Source organism: Cryobacterium sp. PH31-AA6, from assembly GCF_030063195.1.
Lineage (GTDB): Bacteria > Actinomycetota > Actinomycetes > Actinomycetales > Microbacteriaceae > Cryobacterium.
This window is the reverse complement of record NZ_JASISS010000026.1, coordinates 1-16,362: the sequence shown is the minus strand read 5'-3', so window position 1 is coordinate 16,362 and position 16,362 is coordinate 1. Positions and strand designations below refer to the sequence as shown.

Here is a 16,362-nt window from a genome sequence, read left to right as displayed (position 1 = left end):
GTGAGCGCCAGCATGCCGATGACCAAGGCCCTGAATGCCGGTCTTCGCAAGGCCATGCAGGACGACCCGAAGGTGCTCCTGATGGGCGAGGACATCGGCCCGCTCGGCGGCGTCTTCCGGGTCACGGAGGGCCTGCACGCCGAATTCGGCGACAAGCGCGTGCTCGACACCCCGCTCGCCGAGTCCGGCATCATCGGCACCGCGATCGGCCTGGCCCTGCGCGGTTTCCGCCCGGTCTGCGAGATTCAGTTCGACGGATTCGTGTTCCCGGGCTTCGACCAGATCACCAGCCAGCTCTCCCGGATGCGCAACCGCCACGAGGGCGGGGTGTCGATGCCCGTCGTGATCCGCATCCCCTACGGCGGCCACATCGGCTCGATCGAACACCACCAGGAAAGCCCGGAGGCGTACTTCGCGCACACGCCGGGCCTGCGCGTGGTGAGCCCGTCCAACTCGCACGACGCCTACTGGATGATGCAGGAGGCCATCGCCTCCGACGACCCGATCATCTTCTTCGAGCCCAAGAGCCGCTACTGGCCCAAGGGCGAGGTCCTGCTCGGAGCCAGCGGCATCCCGCTGCACGCCAGCCGTGTCGTCCGCACCGGCACCGATGTCACCGTGCTCGGCCACGGCGCCATGGTCAGTGTGCTGCTCCAGGCCGCCGATCTCGCCGCCGCGGAGGGCATCAGCATCGAGGTCATCGACCTTCGCTCGATCTCGCCCGTGGACTACGGACCGATTCTCGCCTCGGTCGAGAAGACGGGGCACCTCGTCGTCGCCCAGGAGGCTCACGGCTTCGTGAGCGTCGGTTCCGAGATCGCCGCCACCGTCATGGAGAAGGCGTTCTACCTGCTCGAGGCCCCCGTGCTCCGCGTCTCCGGTTTCGACACCCCGTTCCCTCCCGCCGCAGTCGAGACGCATTTCCTGCCGAGCCCGGACCGGGTGCTCGAGGCCGTCGACCGCGCACTCGCCTACTGACTTCATGACCTTCGCCCGGTCTTCTGACTTCACCAATCGCAAGGAACGCACCCCATGAGCGTCTCGAAATTCACACTGCCGGATGTCGGCGAGGGTCTCACCGAGGCCGAGATCGTCGAGTGGAAGGTCGCGCCGGGCGACACCATCGCGATCAACCAGGTGCTCGTCGAGATCGAGACCGCCAAGTCGCTCGTTGAGCTTCCCTCGCCCTATGTGGGCGTGGTCGGCGAGATCCTCGTGCAGCCGGGCACGACCGTCGACGTCGGCACCGTGATCATCACGATCGTCTCCGAATCGGCGGACCTCGCCACGGAGACCGCTCCCCCGGTCCCGCCGGTCGCCGAGACGGGCGGCACGGAGAACGAGCTGGCCAGCGCGGCAGCGGATGCCGGTTCCACCATCACGGATGAGCCGGCCGAAAAGCCCGGCGCCGTGCTCGTGGGCCGGGGCGCCGCCGCGACCATGCCCACCCGGCGCAAGCGTCACGGCGGCACCCCCGTCGCCCACGAGTCCCTCGCGCCGCAGCCCACCGCAGCCCAGCGCCCGGCCGCGGCAGGGCTCCCCCAGCTGCCGCGCGCGGCATCCGCGGGACCCGTCATCGCCAAGCCGCCGATCCGCAAGCTCGCCAAGGACCTCGGCGTCGACCTCTCCCTCGTCGAGGCGACGGGCCCGGTGGGCGACGTGACTCGCGAGGACGTGCTTCGCGCCGCCACCCAGGCCAGTGTCTTCCGCAACATCCAGACGCCGGAGTGGCCGAGTGATCGCGAGGAGCACATTCCGGTCAAGGGCGTGCGCAAGTCCATCGCCCAGGCCATGGTCTCCAGCGCGTTCACCGCGCCGCACGTGAGCCTGTTCGTCGACGTCGACGCCACCCGAACGATGGAGTTCGTGAAACGGCTCAAGGCCTCCACCGACTTCGCCGGCGTGCGGGTCTCCCCCCTGCTGATCATGGCCAAGGCCATGATCTGGGCGGTGCGCCGCAACCCCACGGTCAACTCGGTCTTCACCGACGAGGAAATCGTCATCAAGCACTACGTCAACCTGGGAATCGCCGCCGCGACCCCGCGCGGCCTGATCGTGCCCAACGTGAAGGAAGCGCAGGACATGAGCCTGCTCGAGCTCGCCGGGGCGCTCGAACGGCTCACCATGACCGCCCGGGACGGCAAGACCACCCGGGCCGACATGACGGGCGGCACGATCACGATCACCAACATCGGCGTGTTCGGGATGGACACGGGCACCCCGATCCTCAACTCCGGCGAGGCGGGCATCGTCGCCCTCGGCACGATCAAGCAGAAGCCCTGGGTGGTCGACGGCGAGGTGCGCGCACGGTTCGTGACCACGATCGGCGCGAGCTTCGATCACCGGGTGGTCGACGGTGACGTCGCGAGCCGGTTCCTCGCCGACGTGGCAAGCATCATCGAGGAACCCGCACTGCTGCTCGAGTAAACCGGCGGAACGGTTCCGAGATCCGGTTCCACTAATTGGTTTTGACAATCATTATCAATAAGCGTAACTTGGCGGTGTGATCTCCCCGAAGCTGCGACTGCCTGCCCTGCTCGCCACGGCCGCGCTCGCCCTCACCGGGTGCTCCGCTGCGGAGCCGGGGAACGGCGGCGTGTCGGGCGGCCTGTCGATCGTGGCGACGACCACCCAGGTGGCCGATCTCACCCGGAACGTGGTGGGGGAGACCTCCGGCGTCACGGTGACCCAGCTGGTCAAGCCCAACCAGAGCGCCCACGCCTACGACCCCTCTGCCGCCGACCTCACCGCGCTCGGCCATGCCGACGTGCTCGTGATCAACGGCGTCGGACTCGAGGAGTGGCTCGGCGATGCCATCGACGCGTCCGGCTTCGACGGGGTCACCATCGACTCCTCCACCGGCATCACCCTCGCAGCGGATGCGGCCGCAAACGACGAGTCGACGCACTCCAGCGAGCCCGCCGCCGGCAACCCGCACATCTGGACCGATGTGGCCAACGCCGAAGCGATGGTGCGCACCATCGAGAAGGGCCTCAGCGCCGCATCACCGGTCAACTCCGCCGCCTTCGCGGCCGATGCCGCGGCCTACGAGGCCAGGCTGGCCGCGCTCGACGGCTGGATCCGGTCGAACATTGACCAGGTTCCGGCCGACGAACGGCTGCTCGTGAGCAACCACGACGCCTTCGGCTACTTCACGACCGCCTACGGCATCACCTATGTCGGCAGCGTGATCCCGAGCTTCGACGACAATGCGGAGCCGAGCGCCGCCGCAATCGACCGGCTGGTCGCCGCAATAAAGGCGACCGGCGTCCAGGCCGTGTTCTCGGAGGCGTCGATCAACCCGAAGGCGGCCGATACCATCGCCAAACAGGCCGGAGTGGAGGTCTACTCCGGTGAGGATGCCCTGTACGGCGACTCGCTCGGCCCGGCCGGGAGCGACGGCGCCACCTATCTCGCCTCCCAGGTGCACAATGTGTCGCTCGTGCTCCGCTCGTGGGGCGTCACCCCGGCCACCCTTCCCCCCGAACTGCGATAGTGGACTCGTGAACGAGAACGATTCCTCGCTGGGCGGGACGCCCACCCCCGCCCTCAGGGTGGTCGGCGCATCCTTCTCCTACGGGCAGAAGTCGGCCCTGGAAGACATCAACTTCGAGTTGGCCGCCGGCGAGGCCGTGGCACTGATCGGCCCCAACGGCTCCGGCAAGTCGACCCTGCTCAAGGGCATCCTCGGGCTGATCACGCGGGTCGCCGGAACCGTGGAGGTGCTGGGGGAGCCGACGGCGCCGAACGGCACCGTCGGCTACGTTCCGCAAACCGACGAGCTCGACCCGGAGTTCCCGATCACCCTCGAGCAGGTCGTCCTGATGGGCCGCTACCGCTCGCTGGGCTGGCTGCGACTCCCCGGCAAGCAGGACCGGGCCATGGCCGCGAAGGCACTGGACGCCGTCGGACTCACAAACCTGGCGAAGACCCGGTTCGGCGAGCTCTCCGGCGGCCAACAGCAGCGGGGACTCCTGGCCCGCGCCATCGCCTCCGGGCCGCGCCTGCTGCTGCTCGACGAGCCGTTCAACGGACTCGACCGGGAGAACCGGGACGCCCTCGTCGGCACGGTCAAGCGCCTGAAGGCGGACGGTGTCGCCGTTCTGGTCTCGACTCACGACCTCGAACTCGCCCGCGAGGTCTGCGAGGACGTGCTCCTCCTCAACGGCAGCCAGGTGGCCTTCGGACCGAGGGACGATGTGTTGAGCCTGGAGAACGTGCAGCGAACCTTCACGTCGGTCGGCGTCGAACTGGACGAGCACACCGTCGTCGTCCCCGGGCACTCGGGCCACTGAGTGGACCTCGCCGGCGCGCTGTTCGACGCGTTCTCCCTGCCATTCATGGCCCGCGCCCTCGTGCTGCTACTCGTGCTCAGCCTGGTCGCCGGGGTGGTCGGGGTGCTCGTGAACCTGCGCGGACTCGAGTTCATCAGCGACGGGCTGGCCCACGCCGTCTTCCCCGGCATTGCCATCGGCTTCGTCTGGGGTGGACGAGAGGGACTCTTCGCCGGGGCGATGGTCGCCGCGGTGCTGACGGCCGTCGTGCTCGCCCTGATCGCCCGACGTGCGGTCGCAATCGATGCCGCGATCGCCATCGTCTTCACGGCCATGTTCAGCATCGGCGTCATCGTGGTGTCCAGGCAGACCGATTATGTCGGCCAACTCGAACAGCTGCTGTTCGGACGCCTCCTCACGGTGAGCCCGCTCGAGGTGATCCAGACCGTCATCATCTGCGCCGTGGCGCTGGTGATCGTGGCCCTCACCGTGAAGGAGCAGGTCTTCCGGGCCTTCGACCGGGTCGGCTTCGCCGCGGTCGGCTTCCGCCCGATCGTGCTCGATGTGCTCCTCAACGTCGCCATCGCCCTCGTGGTGGTGGCCGCATCGAGCGCCGTCGGCACCCTGCTCGTCCTCGCCGTGCTGATTGTTCCCGGAGCCGTGGCCAGGCTGGCCACAAATCGGCTCTGGCTGCTCTTCCCGATCGCGGCGGCGGTCGCCGCGGCAGGGGCCTGGCTCGGCCTCATCCTCGGCTACCAGGCCTCCGTGAGCGCCGGGATCGACCTTCCGAGCGGTGCGACGGTTGTACTGGTGCTGGTGGCCGGGTATTTCCTCGCACTTGTGGCCCGCCTGGCCGTGGACAGGCTCAAGCGCGCGCGGGTGGCCCGCTGATGGGCTACTTCGAGAAGGCCCTGCTGGCCGCCGTGGTGATCGGGGCGCTCAGTGGTTTGGTCGGCACCCTCGTGCTCCTGCGCCGGCGAACCTTCTTTGCCCAGGCGCTGACCCACGCGACCTTCCCCGGCGCGGTGGCCGCGGCGATCCTCGGGGTGAGTATTCCGCTGGGGGCATTTCTCGCCAGCATCGCCATCGTGGGCGTGATGACGCTGATCGGCCGGGTGCGCCGGCAGGGGAGTCAGGTCGCCTCAGGGATCGTGCTCACCGCCGGCTTCGCGCTCGGGGTGTTGCTGCAATCGCTCAATCCCGCGCTTCCGGTGCACGTCGACTCCTTCCTGGTCGGCTCGATCCTGACCGTCACCACGATGGACGTCGCGCTGGCCGGAGGAGTGCTCGTGGTGGCGCTGCTCGCGATCGTCTTCCTCGGCAAGGAAATCCTGTTCTCGACCTTCGACCGCACCGGCTACCGCGCCGCCGGCTACCGGGAATGGCCGATCGAACTGCTCAGCCTGGCGCTGATCACCGCGACGGTCGTCACCGCCATGCCTGCGGTCGGGGCGATCCTGGCCATCGCCCTGATCGCGGCGCCGGCGGCCGCTGCACGGCTGCTCGCCCGCACAACGACGCAGATCCTCGTCGCAGCACCGGTTCTGGGCGCAGTCGCCGGAATCGGCGGAGTCTTCCTCTCCCGGGCCCTCGACATCGCGGCCGGGCCGGCCATTGCGCTCACCGCGACCGCGTTCTTCCTGGCCGCCCTCGGCGTGCGCTCCATCGGTCGGGCCCGGTTACGGTTGACAGCATGAAGCGAAACACCTGGCAGCGGGAGGCCGTGCGCACTGCCCTCGGCGACACCGAGGGCTTCGTGAGCGCGCAGGGCCTGCATTCGCGACTGCACTCCACCGGCTCGCCGATCGGGCTCGCCACGGTCTACCGCGCCCTGGCCGACCTGGCCCTCGAGGGCGAAGCCGACTCGCTGCAGTCGCCGGACGGGGAGAGCCTCTACCGGGCGTGCAGCACGACCGACCACCACCACCACCTGATCTGCCGTCGCTGCGGTCTCACGATCGAAATCGAGGTGGATGCCGTCGAGAACTGGGCGACGAACGTGGCCGCCGAGCACGGATTCAGTCAGGCGGCGCACGTGATCGACATCTTCGGTCTCTGCGCGGCCTGCACCGCGGCATCCGTCACCGCGTAGGCGCCCCTCCCGGGCGGGCCGCGGGTTTGCGTCCGGGCGACGCAGCCCGTAGTGTTGGACGCTGCTGCGCATATCTGTGCGTGCACTGCCGCTATCGCAGGCTCCCCGTTCACCGGGAATCGTTTGCGTGCCGGCCGACAAGAGATCTTGGGAAGGGCATTCGCCCTTCGGTATTGGAGGAGAACCATGGCAGCTACCTGCCAGGTGACCGGAGCCGTTCCCGGCTTTGGACACAACATTTCGCACTCGCACCGACGCACCAAGCGTCGCTTCGACCCGAACGTTCAGACGAAAAAGTACTACGTGCCGTCGCTGCGCCGTAATGTCACTCTGACCCTGTCGGTCAAGGGCATCAAGGTAATCGACGCTCGTGGCATCGAGTCGGTCGTCAAGGACCTTCTCGCCCGTGGGGAGAAAATCTAATGGCCAAGCAGCATGACGTCCGCCCCATCATCAAGCTCCGTTCGACGGCTGGAACCGGTTACACCTACGTGACCAAGAAGAACCGTCGCAACGACCCCGACCGTCTCGTACTCAAGAAGTACGACCCCGTAGTGCGCAAGCACGTTGACTTCCGTGAGGAGCGCTAAAAATGGCGAAGAAGAGCATGATTGCCAAGAACAACCAGCGCAAGGTTATCGTCGAGCGTTACGCGGCGAAGCGTCTTGAACTGAAGAAGGCCCTCGTTGACCCGGCCGGCACCGACGAGTCGCGTGAAGCGGCTCGCCTGGGCCTGCAGAAGCTGCCGCGTAACGCGTCGCCGGTTCGCCTGCGCAACCGCGACGCGGTTGACGGTCGTCCCCGTGGACACCTCAGCAAGTTCGGCATCTCGCGCGTGCGTTTCCGCGACATGGCGCACCGCGGCGAACTGCCCGGTATCACCAAGTCCAGCTGGTAATACCGCACTATCCGCCAACCGGAACCAGCGGTTCCGAACGGTGAGGGGATGTCGACTTCGGTCGACATCCCCTTCTTGTTTGTGCCCAGAGCGCAAAATGAGCCGTTTCCGGGGGTGAAAGCGTCTCAAAACGCCGTAAATCCGGGGTTTTTGGCGGAACTCTGTTAGATTCAACGCGGTCGAACCGACCGACGGAGTCGCTCCTACGGGGCGTCGCCCGCATTTACGTGAAAACCTGTTTTTACAGACAAAGGTCCGAGGAGGACACTCAATGGCTGACAAGTCGCTGAACAAGACCGAGCTCGTTGCCAAGGTTGCCGCAGATTCTGGCCAGAGCCAGGCTGCAGTTGACGGCGTTCTGAACGCTTTCTTCGCAACCCTCGCCGACACCGTTGCAAACGACGGCAAGGTCACGATCCCGGGCTGGCTCGGAGTCGAGCGCACCGCTACCGCAGCGCGCACGGGCCGCAACCCGCAGACCGGTGAAGAGATCGCCATCGCCGCGGGCCACCGCGTCAAGCTGACCGCCGGCAGCAAGCTCAAGGCCGCCGCAAAGTAGTCTCGTTTTTGTGAGGGGGCGTCGACTTCGGTCGGCGCCCCTTCGTTTTAAGCACCGCCGCCCGGCAGGCCGACCCGAGGCCCGGCGTCGACGAGGGTGGGGCGCGGATAGGCTGAGTCAGTGACTCGTCTCCTGCGTATCTCCGGTCCGGCGGTCCTGCTGCTGGTTGCCGCGCTGGCGACGCTTCTCGCACTTGCCTACGGCGGCGGCGCAGCGGGGCAGCTTCTTGCCGACCCGGGGCCCGTCGTGCGCTGGGGACTTCCGCTGGCGAAGCTGCTGGTCAATCTCGGGGCGGCCGGCACCATCGGTGCGCTCGTGCTGACCTTGTTCGCCCTGAGCCCGCGCGAGCCGGAGTTCGACCACGCGATCGACTTCGCTGCGGCATCCGCGGCCCTGTTCACCGTGGCGTCGGCGCTGACCGGCTTCCTCACCTTCCTCCAGGTCACGAACGTTCCGCTCGGCTTCGATGACCGGTTCAGTGCGACCGCCGGACAGTTCTTCAGCGAAATCGAGCTCGGCCAGGCCTGGCTCGGCACGACCCTCATCGCGGCGGGCGTCACCGTTCTTTGCTTCGCGGTGAGGAACCAGACCGTGCTGGTCTTCGTGACCGCATTGGCGGTCGGGGCCCTGGTTCCCATGGCGCTGCAGGGGCACTCGGCCGGCGCGGAAGGTCACGATGTGGCCATCACGGCTCTCGGGCTGCACCTCGTCTTCGCGGCCGTCTGGTTGGGCGGGCTGCTCACCATCGTCGTGATCCGCAACCAGCTGAACGGCGACCGGATCGGCGCCGTGATCGGCCGGTATTCCTCGGTGGCCATGGTCTGTTTCATCGTCGTGGCGGCCACCGGCTACGTCAGTGCGGAACTTCGGATCGGCACCTGGGAACGTCTGCTCTCGCCGTACGGCATCCTCGTGCTGATCAAGGTGGTCGCGCTGATCGCCCTGGGCGGTTTCGGGGTGCTGCAGCGTCGATTCCTGGTGGCCCGGATGCAACGCGGCGCCGGGCAGGGTGACCCAAGGTCCCGCACGTGGTTCTGGTGGCTCGTGGTGGCGGAGCTGGGCTTCATGGGCCTGGCCTCGGGCGTCGCGGCCGCGCTGGCGCGCACGGCAACCCCGGTGGCGCAGATCGCGGCGACCGAGATTCCGACCTCGACCCCCGCCCAGATCCTGACCGGGGAAGTACTGCCCCCGGAGCTGACCTTCGGCCGGTACTTCACGGAGTGGAGATTCGACCTGGCCTGGGTGTTGTTCTGCGCCTTCGGGATCTTCTTCTATCTCGCCGGGGTGGCCCGGCTCCGCCGCCGCGGTGACAAGTGGCCGGTCTACCGCACGGTGCTCTGGGTGCTCGGCATGCTGATCCTCTTCTACATCACCAATGGTGGGGCGAACCTCTACGCCAGTTACCTGTTCTCCTCGCACATGCTCATGCACATGGCGCTGACCATGCTCGTGCCCGTGTTCCTGGTGCCGGGGGCGCCCGTGACCCTCGCCGCCCGCGCCATTCGCAAGCGCCAGGACGAGAGCCGCGGCCCGCGCGAGTGGATCCTACTGGCCGTGCACTCCCGGTATGCGGGCATCCTCTCCAACCCCCTCGTCGCCGCCGGTCTCTGGGCCGGGTCACTCTGGGTGTTCTACTACTCCTCCCTGTTCAGCTGGGCGACGACCGACCACATCGGCCACGAGTGGATGGTGGTGCACTTCCTGATCACCGGCTACCTGTTCGTGCAGTCGCTGATCGGCATCGACCCGGTCCCGTACCGCCTGCCGTACGCCGGGCGGCTGCTGCTCCTGCTGGGGACGATGGCGTTCCACGCCTTCTTCGGCGTGACCATGATGACCGGGACCGGCCTGCTCCTGGCCGACTGGTACGGGGCGATGGGCCGGGACTGGGGCCTGAGCGCGATTGCCGACCAGCAGATGGGCGGGGGCATCGCCTGGAGCGTCGGTGAGATTCCGACGATCGCACTGGCGATTGCGGTCGCCATCCAATGGAGTCGCAGCGACGAGAAGGAGTCCCGGCGCACCGACCGCAACGCGGATCGTACGAACGACGCCGATCTCAAACGCTACAACGACCAGCTGGCGGCGCTCGCGTCGCGCGACCGCCTGCGCTGACTCGCCTGACCGGGCGAGGCTCAGTGGAGCTGAATAGCCAGTGAGCCGTCCGGTTTGACCGTCACGCTCAGCGCCACCGCGAAGGGGACGTCTTCGTCCCTCGTCTCGACATCCCCGTCGAACAGGGACTGCACCTCGACGACGATGTGGGCCTGGCCGGTGGTGTCGGCCATCTCGAAGGTGGTTGCCCCCGCGGTCAGGGCGACCACCGGGTAGTCCGCGATCGACCAGACCGGATCATTCTTGATTCGATCGTTGATCTCGATCCCGAACGGGCAATTCGACGGCTGGAGAACCTGCTGGGTCGTGCAGTCGTCGAGGAAGCCGTTGAGCTCGGTCTGTACCTGGCTGATGAAGGCCTCGTTGGGCTCGGCATCGACCGAGACCGCGACGGCCGTGCTCTTCGTTACCGGAACCCGCTGGACGGGAGCGCTGAGCAGGGTCGACGTGTGGGCGATGGAATACGACGTGGGCGCGAAGGCGAGATAGGAGGCCTGGTTGGAGAAGGTGGCCGGGGTGTCGGCCGCGGCGTGCGCCCGGGTGTCCAGGGTGAGCCCGTTGACGGTGAAGGAGGCCTCGTGCAACACCGTGATCTGCAGCACCGCGAGGGGGCTGGAGGCAAAGCGCCAGCTGTTGAAGACGCCGGCGAAGGTGCCGGTATGGGCGACGTTGAACGTCATCGACTCCGGTTTGCCGTCGAGGCGGAAACCATAGATGACGGTGTTTGTGCCAGCGCCATCCTCGGTTTCCCTGATCAAGTGGATATCGGTCAGTTCGCTGAGCACGTCCGGGCGCAGCAGGGTGGTCGGCAGGTCCCGGGGAAGCTTCGCGGCCTCGAGAGCCTGGTTCGTCAGCTCAACCCCGGGCAGTTGCAGTGCGCTCGTCGTGTCGCGCCGGGCAATGGCGTCAAGATACTGGCGCACGAATCCGCTGGCGCTGTACAAGTCGCGATTGAGCGAACCGATCGCGGCCAGCAGGGCGGCACAGAGGAGGGCGGCGATCACGACCATGGCGAGGATGGCGCGACGCCGGCTGCTGCGGCGCCTGCCGCCCCCATTGCTCACCCCCACATCTTCCCATGCCGCGGGTCCGCGGGCAGGCACCGGCGGCCAGGGAACACACAGGCCCGGCCCCGGCGGCAGCCGGTCCCGGGCCGGGCGGATAAAGTGGGATCTCCCGCTGCACCGACCGAAAGCATCCCCCGTGTCCGAAATTCCGCTCTCGCGTGAACAAGCCGAGGTGTTCCAGGCGATCGAGGGAACCCGGCAGAACGTCTTCGTCACCGGGCGGGCCGGAACGGGCAAGTCGACGCTGCTGAACCATCTGTCCTGGAATACCAGCAAGCAGATCGTGATCGCCGCGCCCACCGGCGTCGCCGCCCTGAACGTGGGCGGTCAGACCATCCACTCGTTGTTCCGACTGCCGATCGGCGTCATCGCCGACCACCCGATCGACCAGAACGATCAACTGCGCAAGCTGCTCAACACCATCGACACCGTGGTGATCGACGAGGTGTCCATGGTCAACGCCGACCTGATGGATGCGATCGATCGCAGCCTGCGGCAGGCTCGCCAGCGGCCGAACGACTCCTTCGGCGGGGCGCAGATCGTGCTCTTCGGCGACCCCTACCAGCTTGCCCCGGTGCCAGGCGACTCCGACGAGCGCGCCTACTTCGCCGACACCTACCGGTCGATGTGGTTCTTCGACGCGAAGGTCTGGCAGGCCGCGGACCTGCGCATCTTCGAGCTCACCGAGGTGCACCGCCAGCGCGACGCCGACTTCAAGCTCATGCTCAACGCGGTACGCCACGGGGAGGTCACCCCGGAGATCGGCGGCGCGCTCAATGCCGCGGGGGAGCGGAAGCCGCCGACGGAGGGCGTGATCACCCTTGCGACCAGGAATGACTCGGTGAACCGGATCAACGCGGCCGCTCTGAAACGACTCTCCGGCAAGGCTCTGACCGCCAAGGCCGACGTCACCGGAGACTTCGGTGGGCGCACGTTCCCGGCCGACGAGGTGCTCGAGCTCAAGGTGGGGGCGCAGGTCATGTTCCTGCGCAACGATTCCCCGCAGGACGGCGGCCCCCGCTGGGTGAACGGCAGCATCGGCACCGTCACCCGGGTCGATTCCACCGTGTACGTCGACATCGACGGTGAGGTCCACGAGGTGGAGCCGGCCGTCTGGGAGAAGTTCAAGTACTCCTACAACCCGACCACGAAGAAGCTGCGCAAGGATGTCGTGGCCGAGTTCACGCAGTTTCCGCTGCGGTTGGCGTGGGCGGTCACCATCCACAAGTCTCAGGGCGCCACCTACGAGCGGGCCATCGTGGACCTCGGGGCGAGGGTGTTCAGTCCCGGCCAGACCTACGTGGCGTTGAGCCGGTTGACCAGCATCGACGGGCTGTACCTCACCCGGCCGCTGCGGCCGAGTGACATCATCGTGGACGAGAACGTGCGGCGCTTCATGAGCGGACCGCGCGGAGACTTCCCCGCCCTGCCCGCCTGACCCGCACGCCTCGCCCTGACCCGCACGCCTCGCCCCGCCTCGCACGCCTCGCCCCGCCTCGCACGCCTCGCACGCCTCGCCCCGCACGCCCCGCTTTTCAGAGAAACGTCGCGGCGCGCGTCGAAGAAGCTGGCGCGTGGAGCACCACCCGCCACGTTCCCCCACCCGCGCCACGAGCCGTGGCGGATGCCTCGCTAGTGGTGGTGACCGGACGGAACCGGCTCGGCAGGCGGCACGGACCCGGCGCCGTGTGACCCGTGCGGCACGGCGTGGGCGCCGGCCTCCGTGGCGGCCAGGGCCGGCGTGGTCAGGCCGGAGAAGACCAGAGCACCGATCGTGAGCGCGACGAGGAATCGCCATCCCTGCGGCGTGGGCGGGGCATCCGTGCGCCGGATACCCCGTGTCGTGGCGCCGTCGCTGCCGACCGCGCGGACGAGTCGGCGCGCGCTCCGGAGGCCGATCGCAAGGGCCGCCGCAATGAAGAGGCCGAACAGCGACGCCACCATCATGGGGAAGTAGGGGAGTCCCGTTGACCCGGCGGGCAGCCCGAACCCGCTGCCCAGGGTCGCGGTCAGACCCCAGACGAGAACGGGAATCAGGGCGCCGAGTAGCGCCGGTTCCGGGGCCAGGAGTTTTCCGCGCACGAGGGTCGCGACGCCCCAGCCGAGTTCGGCGACGCCGAACCCGACCAGTGCGATCGCCAACAGCACGGGAGCGCTCGCGCCGACAGCCAGGTGGATGGTGCCGGCGCCGATCGCGGCGAAGGCGAGCCAGAGGCGACTGATCGAGGTCATGGCGTTCCTGTCCGAGAGAGGGTGCGCGCGGTCGGGTTCGGTGGCGGCTAGACCGTGGCGGTGCGGTTGCGGGTGACCACCTTGTCGGTGGCGAGACCGGCTCCGAGCAGCACGAGCGCGCTGGCGAGGTGCAGGAAGTGGTCGGGAGTGTTCAGGGCGAGGATGTTCAGGGCGGTGCTCGCGATGAAGAAGCCGACGATTCCGAGGAGCAGGTAGACCGCACCGATCGTGGTGTTGACGGCCTTGGCCGCGGACACGCTGGAGAGACCGGCAATCAGGAGGGCGGCGCCGATCAGGAGGTGGGCCACGTTATGCAGCGGGTTGACCGCGAACAGGCCGAGCAGCAGCCCGCCCTCGGTGGCGATGAAGCTGATGCCGCCGGTCACCGCGAAACCGAGCAGTCCGACGAGCAGGTAGACGGCGCCGAAGACGGTGGCGACGAGACGATTGGGTGAAGTACGCATGAGAAAACCTCCTGGCTGGTGTCACGGCCAATCCGTGCACGATAACTATTCGGACTGCCCGGCGTTTCGGTTTGGTCAAATTTCGCAAGCCAACCGGCATCTGGGTACACTCCCTCAAACGGGGTCAGTTTCAATCGGGGGTAACGGAATGAACGTCGAGATGCCATGACGAAGGCTGGGAAGGCTCCCCGGCGATGGACCGTGGCCGCAATCGCGGTGAGTGCCGCCGTGTTGCTGTCCGGATGCACCGTCACGGCGGGAGCCGCCGGCGACAGCCGCCCGCAGGTGCGGGCCGCGTTCCCGGCAGAGACCACCGACCGCCTGGACGCCGCCCTCGCCGAAGCGATCACCCAGTCCGGCTCCACCGGCGCCCTGGCCGGCGTCTGGGCGCCATGGGCCGGGCAGTGGGTCGTGGCGCCCGGCACCGTCGCGCCGGAGGACGCTGCGGCGCTCAGCACGGCGATGAGCTACCGCATCGGCACGAACACGACCGCGCTCACCTGCACCGTCCTGGCGAAACTCGTCGACGAGGGCACCGTGAAACTGGACGATCAGGTCACGACCCATCTCACCCGGGTGGTCGGCCTCGAGGGAATCACCCTCGGCCAGCTCTGCCGGAACACGTCCGGCCTGGCCGACTTCACCCGGAACCTGCTTCCACAGTTCGTGGACAACCCGACCCGGATCTGGCCCGACCGCGAGGTCGTCTCCAGCGGCATGGCATCCGCACGCATCGCGCTTCCGGGTAGCTCCTGGGCACAGTCCGACACCGGGATCGTGCTGCTCGGAATGGCCCTCGAGGCGGCAACCCACGAGGACCTGTCCTCGCTCTATCGGAGCCGGATCTTCGGCCCACTGGGCATGAACGACACGAGCCTGCCCGACCCGCACAATCTGGGTCTCCCCCGAGAGCATCCACAGGGCCTCACGGCGCCGTTGGATGCCGCCGCGCACCCCGTCTGCGACAAAGTGCTCGACGTGACCGAACTGTCATCGTCGATGGGTGGTGCCGCCGCGGGAATGGTCTCGACGCTCGCGGACCAGAGGAAGTGGGTCAGCGCCCTCGCCGAGGGCAGCCTGCTGACCGAGGCCACGGCGAAGACTCAGTGGACGACCCTGTCCGAAGGGGCGGAGGTGCCGGCGTGGCGGCGTTACGGGCTCGGCGTCGAACAGATCGGACCGCTCCGCGGGCGGGCCGGAGCGATCCCCGGCTTCATCTCGGCGGGCTACTCCGATCCGATCAGCGGCCTCACGATCGTGGTCGCGTTCAATAACTCGACCGATGGGGCCGGCTTCGCCGAGGCCGTGGCCAGGCGACTCGCCTCGATCGTGTGGGCCGTGCCCGCCGCCGACGGTGCGAACGGCGCCGCAGCAGCGGAGTCAGCGCCGGCAGCCGCTCCGACGACTTCCCTGCCGTGGACCGAGGAGGAGGCGGTCGAGTCCGTTCGCGCGGCCGTGGCCTGCGCCCCGGCAGAGCCGGCGCCCGCCCCCGCAGAGCCCGCACCCGCACCCGCCGGATAGGCTCTGCGCATGGCCATCGAAGCAGACACCAAAGACTGGACCTGGGTGCTTGACACCCCGTGCCCCGAGTGCGGGTTCGCCGCGGCCGAGGTCGATTTCGACGACATCCCGGGGCTGGTGCGTGCCAACGCGGCCGCCTGGGTCCCCGTTCTGCACCGCACGGATGCCGCGGAGCGCCCCAACGACCACACCTGGTCCGCCCTGGAGTACGCGGCCCACGTGCGCGACGTGTTTCGCATCTTCGAGGCGCGGCTGCGCCTGATCCTCACCGAGGACGACCCGGCATTCCCGAACTGGGACCAGGACGCCACGGCCATCGCCGCCCGGTACAACCAGCAGGACCCGGCGGCGGTGGCCGGCGAACTCACCGAGGCAGCGGGATCCGTTGCCGACGCGTTCTCGGCCGTCGGGGTCGCCGACCGGGGCCGGACCGGGCGCCGAGGAGATGGCGCCGTTTTCAGCGTGACGACGCTGGGCCGCTACTTCGTGCACGACCCGGTGCACCACCTGCACGACGTGGCCGGCGACTGAGCCGTCCGGGCACGAAAAAAACGGGCGCACCTGACCGGTGCGCCCGTTTTTTTGCTGGAAGCCCGCTCGCCGGTTGGGCCCGGCGGCGTCGTTACGCCCGGCGGCGCCCGGCGAGGGCGCCGTAGATCAGGAGCACAATGATCGATCCGGCGATGGCGAGAAGCCAGGTCGAGATGGAGAAGAATTCGCCCAGGTTGACGCCGAAGAGGACCGACCCGAGCCAACCGCCCAGGAAAGCGCCGATCACGCCCAGGATCAGCGTCACGAACCAGCCGCCGCCCTGGCGGCCGGGAAGGATCGCCTTCGCGATCGCGCCGGCAATGAGTCCGAGAATGAGAAAGCCGATGAAGCTCATAGGTGTGTCCTTCTTGTTGTGGTGTAGTCGGGTCGGTGGACCCTGGGTCAGTTCAGGTTTGGGGCGCCGAAGCGCGGATCGATCGGATTCGGCCCAGCCTCGTCGGGCTTAGTCGGGCCTCGTCGGGTTTAGCCTCAATCCACCGGTCGGCTTTGATTCCGTGACGGCGAGTTAAACCGAGAATGCCCCTCTGATCAGGTAAAATAGTTGTTACTTAGACAAACTATTCACCAACCAAGGAGGCATCTCGTAGA

At 67.9% G+C, this 16,362-nt stretch carries 19 protein-coding genes; 15 read left to right on the top strand and 4 right to left on the bottom strand.

Features of this window, described 5'->3' with window-relative positions; translation table 11 throughout:
• Window positions 1-12: 12 nt before the first annotated feature.
• From QMG61_RS14555 to QMG61_RS14500, 12 genes are all read left to right on the top strand, one after another.
• Window positions 13-978, top strand: coding sequence for an alpha-ketoacid dehydrogenase subunit beta (locus tag QMG61_RS14555; protein ID WP_283495076.1), 966 nt, complete (start codon window positions 13-15; stop codon window positions 976-978).
• Between the two features lie 54 nt (window positions 979-1,032).
• Window positions 1,033-2,427, top strand: a complete 1,395-nt coding sequence (locus QMG61_RS14550) for a dihydrolipoamide acetyltransferase family protein (RefSeq protein WP_283495052.1) — start codon at window positions 1,033-1,035, stop codon at window positions 2,425-2,427.
• A gap of 76 nt (window positions 2,428-2,503) precedes the next feature.
• The gene (locus tag QMG61_RS14545; protein ID WP_283495051.1) at window positions 2,504-3,496 is read left to right on the top strand and encodes a metal ABC transporter substrate-binding protein; all 993 of its coding nucleotides are present in this window, start codon (window positions 2,504-2,506) and stop codon (window positions 3,494-3,496) included.
• Window positions 3,497-3,503: 7 nt separating this feature from the next.
• Complete coding sequence (locus QMG61_RS14540) at window positions 3,504-4,295, top strand: metal ABC transporter ATP-binding protein (RefSeq protein ID WP_283495050.1); 792 nt, start codon at window positions 3,504-3,506, stop codon at window positions 4,293-4,295.
• The gene (locus QMG61_RS14535; protein WP_283495049.1) at window positions 4,296-5,165 is read left to right on the top strand and encodes a metal ABC transporter permease; all 870 of its coding nucleotides are present in this window, start codon (window positions 4,296-4,298) and stop codon (window positions 5,163-5,165) included. It abuts the gene before it with no gap.
• Complete coding sequence (locus QMG61_RS14530; RefSeq protein WP_283495048.1) at window positions 5,165-5,971, top strand: metal ABC transporter permease; 807 nt, start codon at window positions 5,165-5,167, stop codon at window positions 5,969-5,971. Before QMG61_RS14535 ends, QMG61_RS14530 begins: the two co-directional genes overlap by 1 nt.
• Window positions 5,968-6,366 carry a Fur family transcriptional regulator gene (locus QMG61_RS14525; RefSeq protein WP_283495047.1) on the top strand — a complete coding sequence of 133 codons (399 nt, stop codon included), beginning with the start codon at window positions 5,968-5,970 and terminating at the stop codon, window positions 6,364-6,366. The genes QMG61_RS14530 and QMG61_RS14525 overlap by 4 nt, the downstream gene beginning before the upstream one ends.
• A gap of 186 nt (window positions 6,367-6,552) precedes the next feature.
• Window positions 6,553-6,789 (top strand): 50S ribosomal protein L28, encoded by a 237-nt coding sequence (gene rpmB, locus QMG61_RS14520; RefSeq protein ID WP_104099753.1) that lies wholly within the window; start codon window positions 6,553-6,555, stop codon window positions 6,787-6,789.
• Complete coding sequence (rpmG, locus tag QMG61_RS14515) at window positions 6,789-6,956, top strand: 50S ribosomal protein L33 (RefSeq protein ID WP_104099752.1); 168 nt, start codon at window positions 6,789-6,791, stop codon at window positions 6,954-6,956. The genes rpmB and rpmG overlap by 1 nt, the downstream gene beginning before the upstream one ends.
• Window positions 6,957-6,958: 2 nt before the next feature.
• On the top strand, window positions 6,959-7,264 hold the full coding sequence (gene rpsN / locus QMG61_RS14510; RefSeq protein WP_134364793.1) for a 30S ribosomal protein S14: 306 nt from the start codon (window positions 6,959-6,961) through the stop codon (window positions 7,262-7,264).
• A 271-nt stretch (window positions 7,265-7,535) separates the two neighbouring features.
• Complete coding sequence (locus QMG61_RS14505) at window positions 7,536-7,823, top strand: HU family DNA-binding protein (protein ID WP_066598601.1); 288 nt, start codon at window positions 7,536-7,538, stop codon at window positions 7,821-7,823.
• A gap of 120 nt (window positions 7,824-7,943) precedes the next feature.
• A complete protein-coding gene (locus QMG61_RS14500; protein WP_283495046.1) occupies window positions 7,944-9,938 on the top strand; it encodes a bifunctional copper resistance protein CopD/cytochrome c oxidase assembly protein in 1,995 nt (664 codons plus the stop codon).
• A gap of 20 nt (window positions 9,939-9,958) precedes the next feature.
• Here QMG61_RS14500 and QMG61_RS14495 read toward each other — a convergent pair whose 3' ends face one another.
• Window positions 9,959-11,002 carry a hypothetical protein gene (locus QMG61_RS14495; RefSeq protein WP_283495045.1) on the bottom strand — a complete coding sequence of 348 codons (1,044 nt, stop codon included), beginning with the start codon at window positions 11,000-11,002 and terminating at the stop codon, window positions 9,959-9,961.
• Window positions 11,003-11,141: 139 nt separating this feature from the next.
• Between QMG61_RS14495 and QMG61_RS14490 the strand changes: the two genes are divergently transcribed.
• Window positions 11,142-12,443 (top strand): ATP-dependent DNA helicase, encoded by a 1,302-nt coding sequence (locus tag QMG61_RS14490; RefSeq protein WP_283495044.1) that lies wholly within the window; start codon window positions 11,142-11,144, stop codon window positions 12,441-12,443.
• 194 nt (window positions 12,444-12,637) lie between these two features.
• On the opposite strand, the gene QMG61_RS14485 is transcribed toward QMG61_RS14490, so the two are convergent.
• Window positions 12,638-13,237 carry a hypothetical protein gene (locus QMG61_RS14485; RefSeq protein WP_283495043.1) on the bottom strand — a complete coding sequence of 200 codons (600 nt, stop codon included), beginning with the start codon at window positions 13,235-13,237 and terminating at the stop codon, window positions 12,638-12,640.
• A gap of 47 nt (window positions 13,238-13,284) precedes the next feature.
• Window positions 13,285-13,701 (bottom strand): DUF4383 domain-containing protein, encoded by a 417-nt coding sequence (locus QMG61_RS14480; protein WP_283495042.1) that lies wholly within the window; start codon window positions 13,699-13,701, stop codon window positions 13,285-13,287.
• A 165-nt stretch (window positions 13,702-13,866) separates the two neighbouring features.
• Between QMG61_RS14480 and QMG61_RS14475 the strand changes: the two genes are divergently transcribed.
• Together QMG61_RS14475 and QMG61_RS14470 are read left to right on the top strand one after the other, a co-directional pair.
• The gene (locus QMG61_RS14475; RefSeq protein ID WP_283495041.1) at window positions 13,867-15,222 is read left to right on the top strand and encodes a serine hydrolase domain-containing protein; all 1,356 of its coding nucleotides are present in this window, start codon (window positions 13,867-13,869) and stop codon (window positions 15,220-15,222) included.
• A 9-nt stretch (window positions 15,223-15,231) separates the two neighbouring features.
• Window positions 15,232-15,753: a DinB family protein gene (locus QMG61_RS14470; protein WP_283495040.1), complete on the top strand. Its 522-nt coding sequence runs from the start codon at window positions 15,232-15,234 to the stop codon at window positions 15,751-15,753.
• Window positions 15,754-15,844: 91 nt separating this feature from the next.
• On the opposite strand, the gene QMG61_RS14465 is transcribed toward QMG61_RS14470, so the two are convergent.
• Window positions 15,845-16,108, bottom strand: a complete 264-nt coding sequence (locus tag QMG61_RS14465) for a GlsB/YeaQ/YmgE family stress response membrane protein (RefSeq protein ID WP_283495039.1) — start codon at window positions 16,106-16,108, stop codon at window positions 15,845-15,847.
• Between the last annotated feature and the right edge of the window lie 254 nt (window positions 16,109-16,362).

Coding starts and splice junctions, on each gene's coding strand:
- QMG61_RS14555 (WP_283495076.1), top strand. CDS start 13: ATGCCGATGACCAAGGCCCTGAATGCCGGTCTTCGCAAGGCCATGCAG.
- QMG61_RS14550 (WP_283495052.1), top strand. CDS start 1,033: ATGAGCGTCTCGAAATTCACACTGCCGGATGTCGGCGAGGGTCTCACC.
- QMG61_RS14530 (WP_283495048.1), top strand. CDS start 5,165: ATGGGCTACTTCGAGAAGGCCCTGCTGGCCGCCGTGGTGATCGGGGCG.
- QMG61_RS14525 (WP_283495047.1), top strand. CDS start 5,968: ATGAAGCGAAACACCTGGCAGCGGGAGGCCGTGCGCACTGCCCTCGGC.
- rpmB (WP_104099753.1), top strand. CDS start 6,553: ATGGCAGCTACCTGCCAGGTGACCGGAGCCGTTCCCGGCTTTGGACAC.
- rpmG (WP_104099752.1), top strand. CDS start 6,789: ATGGCCAAGCAGCATGACGTCCGCCCCATCATCAAGCTCCGTTCGACG.
- rpsN (WP_134364793.1), top strand. CDS start 6,959: ATGGCGAAGAAGAGCATGATTGCCAAGAACAACCAGCGCAAGGTTATC.
- QMG61_RS14505 (WP_066598601.1), top strand. CDS start 7,536: ATGGCTGACAAGTCGCTGAACAAGACCGAGCTCGTTGCCAAGGTTGCC.
- QMG61_RS14485 (WP_283495043.1), bottom strand. CDS start 13,237: ATGACCTCGATCAGTCGCCTCTGGCTCGCCTTCGCCGCGATCGGCGCC.
- QMG61_RS14480 (WP_283495042.1), bottom strand. CDS start 13,701: ATGCGTACTTCACCCAATCGTCTCGTCGCCACCGTCTTCGGCGCCGTC.
- QMG61_RS14475 (WP_283495041.1), top strand. CDS start 13,867: ATGACGAAGGCTGGGAAGGCTCCCCGGCGATGGACCGTGGCCGCAATC.
- QMG61_RS14470 (WP_283495040.1), top strand. CDS start 15,232: ATGGCCATCGAAGCAGACACCAAAGACTGGACCTGGGTGCTTGACACC.
- QMG61_RS14465 (WP_283495039.1), bottom strand. CDS start 16,108: ATGAGCTTCATCGGCTTTCTCATTCTCGGACTCATTGCCGGCGCGATC.